The sequence below is a fragment of the Mycobacterium sp. 852014-52450_SCH5900713 genome (assembly GCF_001667075.1).
Lineage (GTDB): Bacteria > Actinomycetota > Actinomycetes > Mycobacteriales > Mycobacteriaceae > Mycobacterium.
Window position 1 is genome coordinate 34659 of sequence record NZ_LZIL01000069.1, and the last position, 11688, is coordinate 46346.

The following is an 11688-nucleotide window of genomic DNA, read 5'->3' on the forward strand; positions in this document are numbered from 1 at the left end:
CAAACTTCAGAAGCCCAGCCGACCAAGCTGTTTGGGGTCGCTCTGCCAGTTCTTGGCGACCTTGACACGCAGGTCGAGGTAGACCTTGGTGCCGAGCAGTTTTTCGATCTGGCCGCGCGCCGCGGTGCCCACCTGCCGCAGTCGGGCGCCGCCTTTGCCGATGATGATCCCCTTCTGGCTGTCGCGCTCGACGAAGAGCAGCGCGTGCACGTCGATGAGGTCGTCGCGGTCCTCCCGGGGGTTGACCTCGTCGATGACCACCGCCAACGAATGCGGCAGCTCGTCGCGGATGCCCTCCAGGGCGGCCTCGCGGATGAGCTCCGCCATCAACACTTCCTCGGGCTCGTCGGTCAGCTCGCCATCGGGGTAGTACGCCGGGCCGGGGGGCAGCGCCGCGGCGAGCACGTCGATCAGCACGTCCACCTGCGCCCCCGTGGCCGCTGAGACCGGAACGATTTCCGCCGAGTCGCCGACCAGCTCGCTGACCGCGACCAGCTGCGCGGCCACCCGGTCCCTGGGCACCTTGTCGATCTTGGTGACGATGGCCACCAGTGCCGCCTTCGGTGCGTTCGAACGGATTTGGTCGACGATCCATCGGTCGCCCGGGCCGATCGCCTCGTCGGCCGGGATGCACAACCCGATCACGTCGACCTCGGCATAGGTATCACGGACCAGGTCGTTGAGCCGCTTGCCCAGCAGGGTGCGCGGCCGGTGCAGGCCCGGGGTGTCGACGAGGATGATCTGGAAGTCGTCCCGGTGCACGATGCCGCGAATGGTGTGCCGGGTGGTCTGCGGCCGCGTCGAGGTGATCGCCACCTTGGTGCCGACGAGAGCATTGGTCAGCGTCGACTTGCCGGTGTTCGGGCGGCCGACCAAACACACGAAGCCGGAATGGAATTCGCTCATTCGCCGACGTCCCGCCGCTCAGCCACGCTCTTCGGCCCGACGACCGGCGGAGCCGTTGGAATCTGGTTCGGCCGGGCTCAACAGGACGGTGCCGATCCGCACCCGCCCCCGGTGATCGGCCCCGCCCTCGGCTTGCAGCCGCAGGCCATGTGAGACCACCTCGGCCCCGGGCAGCGGAACCCGGCCCAGTTCCAGGGCGAGCAGGCCGCCGACGGTATCGACGTCGAGGTCATCGTCGAAGTCCACGTCGTAGAGCTCGCCGAGGTCCTCGATCGGCAACCGCGCCGAAACGCGGAAACGTCTGTCGCCCAAGTCTTCTACCGGTGCCGTCTCCGCCTGGTCGTACTCGTCGGCGATCTCGCCGACGATCTCCTCCAGCACGTCTTCGATGCTCACCAGTCCGGCTATCGCGCCGTACTCGTCGACGAGGAGCGCCATGTGGTTGCGATCGCGCTGCATTTCGCGCAGCAGCGTATCCAGCGGCTTGGAGTCAGGCACGAACACCGCCGGACGCATCACCTGCGCCACGGTAATGCCACGACCACCATCCCCCGACAGAAAGCTCTGCTGCACAAGGTCTTTGAGGTATACGACGCCGACGATGTCGTCCACATTCTCGCCGATCACCGGGATGCGGGAGTGCCCACTGCGCACCGCGAGGTTCAACGCTTGACTGGCAAGCTTGTCGCTTTCGATCCAGATCATCTCGGTGCGCGGCACCATCACCTCGCGGGCCGGGGTGTCGCCGAGCTCGAAGACCGACTCGATCATCCGGCGTTCGTCGGCGGCGACCACGCCGCGCTGCTGGGCCAGGTCCACGACTTCGCGAAGCTCGATCTCGGATGCGAACGGCCCGTTACGCAGGCCGCGGCCGGGTGTCAGCGCGTTACCCAGGACCACCAGCAACCGGCTGAGCGGCATCAACAACCACGAAATGAGCCGCAGCGGAACGGCCGTCGTCAACGAGATGGAATACGCGTGCTGGCGACCGAGGGTGCGCGGACCTACCCCGATGACGACGAAACTGATGACCACCATGGTCGCGGCGGCGCCGAACAAGCCCCAGCTCAGGCCGAAGTTGTCGTACAGGAACAGCACCAACAGCACCGTCGCCGTGATTTCGCAGGTGATGCGCAGCAGCACAACCAGGTTGATATAGCGCGGCCGCTCGTTCATCACCTCGGCCAGTGACACCGCGCCGGGACGCTCGTCGCGCACCAGCTCCTGGACCCGGGCCAGCGACACGGTGCTGATGGCGGCGTCGATCGCCGCGAAAAGCCCGCCGATAGCGATGAGCGCCATCGCGCCGAGCAGCCAAGAAAGACCGGTCAACTGCCGGAAGACCTCGACGTGGTGACGGGCTCCCCTACGTCGTCGTCGTCCCGTTTCCGACTGAGGGCCCAGGCGGTGAGGCACACCACTACCCCCAACACCCCGTAGCCCAGCGCCGAAGGCCACCACGGCTGGGCGGGCTGGGCGGGCTCCTCGTGCGGGCGAACCGCCAGCACCACCAGGAAGTTGCCGTCGTCGGTCGGCCCGGCGCCCGGCAGCGACTGGGTCTTGGTCAGCCTGATCTGGGCGCTGGCGCTGCTGGAGTCGTTGACCTGACCCCAGCCCAGGGTGGAGTCGTCGAGCAGGAAGATGGTGTCCCGGCTGCCCGCCGGCTGGCTATCGTCGAGGCCCACCACCGCCACCTGGGCGACCTCCACGGTCTGGCTGGCGGCCGGGACATTGACCAAGACGTTCTTGTACACCTTCGCCGGCTCCGGCGGCTTGTAGTCCGGCGGCGGCGGGCCGTTGAAGCCCTCCGGCGGTACCGAGCCCCCGCCGTAGAAGCTGCCCGACGCCACCCAGCCGTCGCCGACCGCGGCGAACGGGTACACGCCGACGGTCGCCGCATCGAGCACGATCCGGGCACCGGCCGGCACGTACGCCTCCCGGTAAGCGCCGCTGTAGAAGTAGCGGAACGTCATCGCCTGATTGAGCGGGTTGAACAGAGCCGGGCGGCGATAAGCGTCGTCATAGTCGACGTAATCCCAGTGGCGGGGGCGGATCAGCCGTTGATTGTCGATCTTGAGGACATCAACGTTTTCCCGGTGCGTGCTGACCACGTTCTGGACCCGCTGGTTGAAGTCCAGCTGCGTGGGCGGCTTCGGCGGGTCGGCGGGGTTGACCCGTGTTACCGGCGCGGCCTTGGCCGCCGCCACCGCCTGCGGCGGAACGTCCAGGCCCCTCGGCGGTGCCACCACCGGAACGTTTCTCGGTGCATCGGGGCCCGCCGCGTTGATCGTCGGGGCCGTGTTTGCGGGCGGCAGGTTCGGCGGGGTGAGCGGTGTGGCCTGCACCGGCACCGGGGCGGGCGGAACGTAAGGGGGAATCTCCGGAACCTGCACCGGGCTCGGCGACGGCTGAGCCCGCCGGGGCGGCGCGTCCTGGGAGCACACGTTGGAGGTGTGATACTGCGCCACCAGATACTGACACCAATTGCAGCTGGTCGGGTTCGACCCGCCGCCGGCGCATGGGGCCGCGTCTGCCACCCCGATCGTGTTGGCCACCAACGAGATCGGCGCGAAGGCGATGGCGGCCGCAGCCGCAGCCGCGATTCCGAGTGCTTTGCGTGGGCTCAATTGTCGAAATACCTTGACTTGTCCAGCAATTGGCGGTCGCGCTCCTGCTGGCGGTTCTGATGGTAGGCCTCGACTTGCTCGGCGACCCACTCTTCTAGCAACCGGTCCTGAAGGGTGAACATCTCTTTTTCCTCGTCCGGCTCGCCGTGGTCGTAGCCCAGCAGATGAAGCACGCCGTGAATTGTCAACAGCGCCAACTCGTGGCCGAGGCTGTGCCCCGCCGCATCCGCCTGCCCGGCCGCGAACTCCGGGCACAGCACGATGTCACCCAGCATCGACGGCCCCGGCTCCGGGGCGTCGGGCCGGCCACCCGGCTCGAGCTCGTCCATCGGGAAACTCATCACGTCCGTCGGCCCGGGCAGGTCCATCCACCGCATGTGCAGGTCGGCCATGGCGGCGGTGTCCAACAGCACCATGGACAGCTCGGCCGCCGGGTTGACGTCCATCTTGGCGATGACGAACCGTGCGACGCTGATCAACTCGGTTTCGGAGACGTCGATGCCCGACTCGTTGGACACTTCAATGCTCATGAGACGCCCATAAAACAATCACAGCCCTCATCACCGGCGCCCGCGAGAGACCGACGCGCGCCGAGCAGCCCGGTTCATCCCCAAGCCCGGCTCTTCGAACTTGGCGTAGGCGTCGACGATTTCGGAGACCAACCGGTGGCGCACCACGTCCACACTGGTCAGCTCAGCGATGTGGATGTCCTCGACGCTGTCCAGGATCTCGATCGCCGACCGCAGGCCCGACCTGGCGCCACCGGGCAGGTCCACCTGGGTGATGTCGCCGGTGATGACCATCTTCGATCCGAAGCCGAGCCGGGTCAGGAACATCTTCATCTGCTCGGCAGTGGTGTTCTGCGCCTCGTCGAGGACGATGAAGGCCGAATTCAATGTGCGGCCACGCATATACGCCAGCGGCGCGACCTCGATGACCCCGGCGGACATCAGCTTCGGGATCAGCTCGGGATCCATCATGTCGTACAGGGCGTCATACAGCGGCCGCAGATACGGGTCGATCTTCTCGCTCAGTGTGCCCGGCAAAAAGCCAAGGCGCTCACCGGCTTCCACCGCGGGCCGGGTCAGGATGATGCGGTTCACCTGCTTGGTCTGCAACGCGCTGACCGCCTTGGCCATCGCCAGGTACGTCTTGCCGGTGCCGGCCGGGCCGACCCCGAAAACGATGGTGTTGGCGTCGATCGCGTCGACGTAGCGCTTCTGGTTGAGCGTCTTGGGCCGGATCGTTTTGCCGCGCCGCGACAGGATGTCCAGGGTGAGCACTTCGGCCGGCGACTCGTTGTCGGTGCCGGCAAGCATGGCCACGCTGTGGCGGACCACCTCCGGCGTCAACGGCTGTCCGTTGGCGACGATCGCAACCAGTTCGGAAATGGCGCGCTCGGCCAGTGCGACGTCGGCCGGCTCGCCCGAGACGGTCACCGCATTGCCACGCACGTGCAGGTCGGCGCTGAGGCTGCGCTCCAGCGCGCGAAGGTTTTCGTCCGCCGAGCCCAACAAGCCGACGACCACGTCGGGCGGAACATCGATACTGCTGCGTACTTGGGCGTTGGCCTGGAGGCCTCCGGCTGCGTCAACAGCGCTGGTCTCGCGGGGCGTCACGTGGCTCTCGATGCCTGCTTTCTCGGCTTGTCGGTGGTTTGCTCGGCTGCCTAAGTCTACGCCGGGGCCCTAGATTGGTCAGCCTTCAGCCGCGTATTGGCGGGCGTCAGGTAGTCGCCGCGCGACGCGCCGATCCGCTCCTGCCCGCCCGGGACCAGCGACGACGCGGGGCGGTCGCCGGCGCCCTACAGGGTGGAGGCGTGGTCCCACCGCGGGGTGAGCACGCCGAGCGCCCCCAGCGCCACCGCCGCGGCGGTCGACGTGCGCAGCACCTGGGGTCCCAGCCGCACCGGCACCGCCCCCGCCTCGGTCAACGCGGCGATCTCGTCGGGCGCGATGCCACCTTCGGGCCCCACCACGAGCAGCAACGAAGTCGCGCGGGCGATATCGAGTTTGCTCAGCGGGTCGGTTGCCGACTCGTGCAACGCCAGCGCCGCGGCTCCGGCGGCCACGTCGTCGCGGATCCGCTGGGCCAATCCCGCGGTGGACAGCACGCCCTCGACGGGCGGGATGTACGCGCGTCGGGATTGCCGGGCCGCCGAACGCGCCACGGCGCGCCACCGGCGTAGGCCCTTGTCCACGCGGGCACCCTGCCAACTGGCCACACACCGGGCCGCCTGCCAGGCCAGGAACGCATCGGCGCCGGCTTCGGTGGCCAATTCGACGGCCAACTCCGAACGGTCCGATTTCGGCAGCGCCTGCACCACCGTGACCGGCGGCCGCGCGGCGGCAACGCCCCAGCGCTTCAGCACCCGGGCGCGCAATCCGTCGCGGCCGGCGTGCTCGACCTCGCAGTGCGCCAGGCCGCCGGCGCCGTCGCCGAGGACCAGTTGCTCGCCGGGTCGGATCCGCCGCACGGTGGCGGCGTGAAACCCCTCGTCGCCATCGACGACGGCAAGCGAGCCGATATCGGGCAGCGCGTCGACGTAGAAGAGGGTGGCGACCATGGGTTTCTCCTACGTCAGTTACCCGGAGTTCGTCCATAGACTCCACGCCCGGCGAGCTGAAACGTGGCGGCTAGCGCCCGGTGAACGTTTCGCGCAGCCGGCTGAACAGGCCGCCGCCGGCGTGCGTCGAGCGGACCTCGGGCACGTCACGGCTGCGCCGGGTCTTGAGCTCGCGCAGCAGTTCGGTGTCATGGTGGTCGAGCCGGCTGGGCACTACCACCTCAACGTGGACGTGCAGGTCGCCCCGGGTGCCCGACCGTAGGTGAGGCATCCCGTGGCCACGCAGTGTGATGACCGAATTCGGTTGCGTGCCAGGCGGAATGGTGACCTCGCTGATGCCGTCCAGAATCGCGTCGATGGTGACCGTGGCGCCCAGCGCCGCGTCGACCATGGGCACCGACACCGTGCAGTGCAGGTCGTCACCCTCGCGCACGAACACGTCGTGGGCCTGCTCGTGAACCTCGACGTACAGGTCGCCGGCCGGCCCTCCCCCGGGTCCAACCTCGCCTTGCGCGGCCAATCGCACCCGCATGCCGTCGCCGACCCCGGCGGGGATTTTGACACTGATCTCGCGGCGGGCACGGACCCGGCCGTCGCCCATGCACTGGTGGCACGGGTCGGGGATGACCGTTCCGACGCCGCGGCACGTGGGACACGGCCGAGAGGTCATCACCTGGCCCAGCAGCGACCGCTGCACCGTCTGCACCTCGCCGCGTCCGCCGCACGTGTCGCACGGGACCGGCACCGAGTCGCCGTTGGTGCCCTTGCCCTGGCAGCGGTCGCACAACACCGCGGTGTCCACGGTGACCTGCTTGGTCACGCCCGTCGCGCACTCTTCGAGGTCGAGCCGCATCCGCAGCAGCGAGTCGGAGCCCGGCCGCACCCGGCCGATGGGGCCGCGGGAGGTCGCGCCACCGCTGAAGCCGCCGCCGAAGAAGGCCTCGAACACGTCGCCGAGGCCCCCGAAACCGCCGCCGAAGCCGCCGCCCGCCGCGGCGGCGCCTTCCATCGGGTCGCCACCCAGGTCGACGATGCGGCGTTTCTCGGGGTCGCTCAGCACCTCGTAGGCGACGCTGATCTCCTTGAACTTCGCCTGCGCGCCCTCGTCCGGGTTGACGTCGGGATGCAGCTCGCGCGCCAACTTGCGGTACGCGCGCTTGATCTCCGCATCGCTGGCGTTTCTGCCCACCCCGAGCAACCCGTAATAGTCGCGTGCCACGCCTGACTCTCCTAAACCTGGTCCTTATCGCGCGCCTGCGCATGCCGCGGGTGCGCGTTCATCGAGCACCCAGGACTTCGCCGATATATAGGGCAACCGCGGCGACGCTGGCGATAGTTCCCGGATAGTCCATCCGGGTGGGCCCCAGCACACCCATTCCGCCGAAGACGGTGTCGGAGGTGCCGTAGGCGGTGGTCACCATCGAGGTGCCCGCCATTTGCTCGGCGGCAGTCTCATGGCCGATGCGCACCGTCACCTTACCGGCTTCCTGCTGGGCCGCCAGCAACCGCAGCACCACCACCTGCTCCTCCAGCGCTTCCAGGATGGAGCGCAGCGAGCCCCCGAAATCCGCGGCGTTGCGCGTCAGGTTGGCGGTCCCGCCCATCAGCAAGCGTTCTTCGGTGTGTTCCACCAACGACTCGAGCAACACCGTCGCCGAGCGGCCGACGGCGTCGCCCAGGCCGTCCGGGGCGCGGAGCTGTCCGGCCAGGTCCGCGACGGCGATCGAGGCCGCCGAGAGCTTCTTGCCGACCAACGCCTGTCCGAGCATCTCGCGGAGCTGGGACAGCTGGTGATCGTCGATGACGTCGCCGAGTTCGACGATGCGCTGATCCACGCGACCGGTGTCGGTGATGACCACCATCAGCAGGCGGGCCGGGGTCAGTGCGATCACTTCCAGATGACGCACGGTGGACGACGTCAGCGTCGGGTATTGGACCACCGCCACCTGACGGGTGAGCTGGGCCAGTAGGCGTACCGCCCGGCGCAGCACGTCGTCGAGGTCGACACCGGAGTCCAGAAAGCTCAGGATCGCGCTGCGCTCGGCCGAGGACAGCGGCTTGACGTCGTGGAGCCGGTCGACGAATTCTCGGTAGCCCTTCTCCGTGGGCACGCGTCCGGAGCTGGTGTGCGGCTGCGTGATGTAGCCCTCGGCCTCGAGCACCGCCATGTCGTTGCGGACGGTCGCGGACGAGACGCCCAAGTTATGACGCTCCACCAGACTCTTGGAACCGATGGGCTCCTTGGTGGCAACGAAATCGGCGACGATGGCACGCAGCACCTCGAAGCGACGATCGTCGGCACTTCCCACTCGTTGTCACCTCCCTGAGCCGCGCTGACCCGGGTCCATTTTACGGGTCGCAAGCCGTGCTAACCGTTACGGCGGCCGGTTGCCGGGGCCCGAGCGGCGGGCCCCGTGCGGCGGCCGTCGGAATGCGGTGGCGTCGAGGCTGGCGCCACGTCCTCCGGCTAGCCTGTCCAGCATGAACCGGTCGCGGCATAGGGCGTCGGGAGAGATCCGGCGATGATCTTCAAGGGCGTACGCGAAGGCAAGCCGTATCCCGAGCACGGGCTGTCCTACCGCGACTGGGCCCAGATTCCGCCGCAGCAGATCCGCCTCGACGAACTGGTCACCACGACCACGGTGCTCGCGCTGGACCGCCTGCTGTCGGAGGACTCCACCTTCTACGGCGACCTCTTCCCGCACGCGGTGCGGTGGAAGGGCGTCACTTATCTCGAGGACGGCCTGCACCGCGCGGTCCGCGCGGCGCTGCGCAACCGCACCGTGCTGCACGCGCGGGTGTTCGACATGGACCGGGCGCCGGGGCCGCCCGGCTAGGCCGGTCACATTTGCGCCGCGCCGGGTGTCGACTCAGTGAGGACGTTGGTTCACACCACAACTTGCTAGGAGGATCGCCATGTCCCGGTTGCCAGGGGTCTCAGACCGAGATGCCGGCCTGGGCGCCAAGATCGCCTTCTTCTTCACCAAGCGCAAGCTGGCGCAGATGACCGGCCTGGAGACGGCCGGGATGCTGGAACCGCTGCGGATGTATGCGCACATCCCCCGGTTGCTCAACGCCTACGGCAAGCTCGAGCAGGCCGAGTCGAAGCTGGACATCCTCAGCCCCCGCCACCGCGCGCTCGCGGAGCTCAAGTCGGCGACGACGGTGCGCTGCGAGTACTGCATCGACCTCGGTTCACAGATCGCCCGCCAGTGGGGCATCACCGACGAGGAACTGCTCGCCCTGGCGGACTATCGCAACGCCTCGTGCTTTTCCGACGTCGACAAGCTGATCCTCGAGTACGCGACCGCGATCAGCCGTACGCCCGTAGAGGTTAGCGATGAGCTTTTCGACGCGCTGCGCCGGCATTTCGACATCGCCCAACTCGTCGGGCTCACCCACGTCATCACGCTGGGCAACCTGCGCGCCCGCTTCAACCTGGCGCTCGGAATCGGCTCGTCCGGCTTCTCCGGAAACCGGGTCTGCGCCCTGCCCGAGGGCCGTGGGTGACCGTGGATGCGTCGGTGACGGCGCGTTTCGAAGCGGCGAGGCCCCAGCTGGGCGCCATCGCCTACCGCATGCTGGGCTCGATCGACGACGCCCAGGACGCCGTCCAGGAGGCGTGGCTCCGGCTGACCGGCACCGCCCGTGACGGCATCGCCAACCTGGACGCCTGGCTCACCACGGTGGTGGCCCGCATCTGTTTGAACATGCTCCGCGACCGCCGGACGCGCGACCTGAGCGTGGCGCTGCCGGACCCGATCGTGGAGGCCGAAGGCGAATTCGACCCCGAACACCGCGCGATGCTGGCCGACGCGGTCGGGCTGGCGTTGTTCGTGGTGTTGGACACCCTGCCGCCGGAGCAGCGCCTGGCGTTCGTGCTGCACGACGCCTTCGCCGTGCCGTTCGACCAGATCGCACCCATCGTCGGCCGGACGCCGGAGGCCACCCGCAAGCTGGCCAGCCGGGCGCGCCGACGCATCGCAGAGGCCGATCCGGACCCCGACGGCGACGCGGCCGCCCAGCGGGAGGCCGTCGACGCCTTCTTCGCGGCGGGCCGCAGCGGCGACTTCGACCGGCTGTTAGCCGTGCTGCATCCGAATGTGGTGCTGCGCGGCGACTTCGGCCACGGCACCCCCGGTTTCCGCGCCGAGGGTGCCGCCGCCGTGGCAAGGCTGGCCCGCGGCTACGCGGGCCCGGACCGCGAGGTACGCCCGGCGACCGTCAACGGCGCCGCCGGCGCGGTCATCTTCGTCGCCGGGCGGGCAACGGCCATCATGGGATTCGTGGTGCGCGGTGGCCTGGTCGTCTCGATAGATGTGCTGGCCGACCCCGCACGCGTCGCCAACTGCGCGCGGGGCGCAGATCACTGACCGGCGGCCTGCAGCAACTCCATCGCCGATGAGCGCGACAGCACCCAGCCGCCCTGGTTGACGAACGTGATGTTCTGGGTAACCGGCGACGCCAGCTTCGGACCGGAGACCGCGACGTCAGCGGTGGCCGAACCGGCCGCGGCCGGCTGGATGTTCGTGACGTTGAACGACAGGGGCAGGTCGCCGTTCTTGGCCGCCTTCTGCAGCTTCTTGTCGGCGACGTGCGCCTCGATGCCGCTGATGCCGCCTTGCACCAGGTTGCTCTTGCTGGAGAAGGAGACGCTCGGGTCGGCCAGGCTGTTCAGCACGCCGGTCAGCTGGTCGGCCGTCGGGACGTCGGCGGCGGCCGGGGCCGGCGCCGGATCCTGCGGAAGCGGCGCGCCCACCGCGGCCAGCCGCACCTGATCCACTGGCGCCGCGACCGAGGCCAGGCCTGCGGCCGCACCCCCGATGGCGGCGAAGGCTGCCACGCTGGTGGCGAGCAACTTAACGGTTTTCATGGTTCCCCCTTCGACGGGCACGAACTTTGACGGATCCACACATCTGGCGTGGTGTCAGCGCGCCTGCTACTCCTGTTGTTTCGCGACTCGGCACGGCTACGTTACGACCAGGCCATATGAAGAAAACATGCACAACCTGTGCGCAGGCTGTGTGGCCGCCCAGAATTCTAACCGCCTAGTTCGTCGCCGTCGCCGCCTGGATCAGCGCGATGGCGGCGTCGTGTTGCAGGATCCAGTTCCCGCCCTGATTGATGAAGACCAGGTGCTTTTCCACCGGCCCTGCGAACTTCGGACCCGTGATGGCCACGTCGGCCTGGGCCATGTTCGGACCGGCGGGCGCAATGTTGGTCACCGCGAACGTCTCAGGGAAGTTCCCGTTGCGGTAGGCCTTGCGCAGATCGTGATCGGCGACGTGCCCCTCGTTGGGGGCGATACCGTTTTCGACCAGGTTGTTCTTGGTCGTGTACGAAACGCCCGGATCGGTCGCCTGGGTGCACAGGTTCGACAACTGGTCGGCGGTCGGCAGGGCTCCCGGCGCCGGCGGCGGCGGGGGCGGATCCTGCGGAAGCGGCGCGCCGACGGCTGCCAGCTGCACCTGATCCATCGGTGCCGCGACGAAAGCGCCACCGGCGGCTCCCCCTACGACGGCGAACGCCGCCACGCCGGTGGCAAGAGTGGTCATGGTTTTCACGATCTTCACGGTTCCCCCTTCGATA

General features: G+C 68.5%; 13 protein-coding genes. 3 read left to right on the forward strand and 10 right to left on the reverse strand.

Annotated elements, in window-relative coordinates:
* Window positions 1-6: 6 nt before the first annotated feature.
* The 8 genes from era to hrcA form a co-directional block, all read right to left on the reverse strand.
* Complete coding sequence (gene era / locus A5773_RS20805; RefSeq protein WP_066945275.1) at window positions 7-906, reverse strand: GTPase Era; 900 nt, start codon at window positions 904-906, stop codon at window positions 7-9.
* Window positions 907-924: 18 nt separating this feature from the next.
* Window positions 925-2238, reverse strand: coding sequence for a hemolysin family protein (locus A5773_RS20810; protein WP_066945272.1), 1314 nt, complete (start codon window positions 2236-2238; stop codon window positions 925-927).
* The gene (locus tag A5773_RS20815) at window positions 2235-3533 is read right to left on the reverse strand and encodes a hypothetical protein (protein ID WP_082948326.1); all 1299 of its coding nucleotides are present in this window, start codon (window positions 3531-3533) and stop codon (window positions 2235-2237) included. The genes A5773_RS20810 and A5773_RS20815 overlap by 4 nt, the downstream gene beginning before the upstream one ends.
* Window positions 3530-4063 (reverse strand): rRNA maturation RNase YbeY, encoded by a 534-nt coding sequence (ybeY, locus tag A5773_RS20820; RefSeq protein WP_067261545.1) that lies wholly within the window; start codon window positions 4061-4063, stop codon window positions 3530-3532. Before ybeY ends, A5773_RS20815 begins: the two co-directional genes overlap by 4 nt.
* A gap of 30 nt (window positions 4064-4093) precedes the next feature.
* Window positions 4094-5152: a PhoH family protein gene (locus A5773_RS20825; protein ID WP_066954027.1), complete on the reverse strand. Its 1059-nt coding sequence runs from the start codon at window positions 5150-5152 to the stop codon at window positions 4094-4096.
* A 185-nt stretch (window positions 5153-5337) separates the two neighbouring features.
* The gene (locus A5773_RS20830; protein WP_066954030.1) at window positions 5338-6099 is read right to left on the reverse strand and encodes a 16S rRNA (uracil(1498)-N(3))-methyltransferase; all 762 of its coding nucleotides are present in this window, start codon (window positions 6097-6099) and stop codon (window positions 5338-5340) included.
* Between the two features lie 70 nt (window positions 6100-6169).
* Window positions 6170-7318, reverse strand: coding sequence for a molecular chaperone DnaJ (dnaJ, locus tag A5773_RS20835; RefSeq protein ID WP_066954031.1), 1149 nt, complete (start codon window positions 7316-7318; stop codon window positions 6170-6172).
* Window positions 7319-7376: 58 nt separating this feature from the next.
* Window positions 7377-8408: a heat-inducible transcriptional repressor HrcA gene (gene hrcA, locus A5773_RS20840; RefSeq protein WP_066954034.1), complete on the reverse strand. Its 1032-nt coding sequence runs from the start codon at window positions 8406-8408 to the stop codon at window positions 7377-7379.
* A gap of 213 nt (window positions 8409-8621) precedes the next feature.
* On the opposite strand from hrcA, the gene A5773_RS20845 reads away from it, so the two are divergent.
* The 3 genes from A5773_RS20845 (at window position 8622) to A5773_RS20855 (ending at window position 10472) form a co-directional block, all read left to right on the forward strand.
* On the forward strand, window positions 8622-8936 hold the full coding sequence (locus A5773_RS20845; protein WP_066954038.1) for a type II toxin-antitoxin system VapB family antitoxin: 315 nt from the start codon (window positions 8622-8624) through the stop codon (window positions 8934-8936).
* A 79-nt stretch (window positions 8937-9015) separates the two neighbouring features.
* Window positions 9016-9609 carry a carboxymuconolactone decarboxylase family protein gene (locus tag A5773_RS20850; protein ID WP_067792365.1) on the forward strand — a complete coding sequence of 198 codons (594 nt, stop codon included), beginning with the start codon at window positions 9016-9018 and terminating at the stop codon, window positions 9607-9609.
* Entirely contained in the window at window positions 9606-10472 is an 867-nt protein-coding gene (locus tag A5773_RS20855; protein ID WP_067261542.1) for a sigma-70 family RNA polymerase sigma factor, read from the forward strand. The genes A5773_RS20850 and A5773_RS20855 overlap by 4 nt, the downstream gene beginning before the upstream one ends.
* On the opposite strand, the gene A5773_RS20860 is transcribed toward A5773_RS20855, so the two are convergent.
* Both A5773_RS20860 and A5773_RS20865 read right to left on the reverse strand, forming a co-directional pair.
* Window positions 10466-10972: a hypothetical protein gene (locus tag A5773_RS20860; protein WP_066954056.1), complete on the reverse strand. Its 507-nt coding sequence runs from the start codon at window positions 10970-10972 to the stop codon at window positions 10466-10468. The genes A5773_RS20855 and A5773_RS20860 overlap by 7 nt on opposite strands.
* A 175-nt stretch (window positions 10973-11147) precedes the next feature.
* Window positions 11148-11654, reverse strand: a complete 507-nt coding sequence (locus tag A5773_RS20865) for a hypothetical protein (protein ID WP_369817384.1) — start codon at window positions 11652-11654, stop codon at window positions 11148-11150.
* Window positions 11655-11688: the final 34 nt, after the last annotated feature.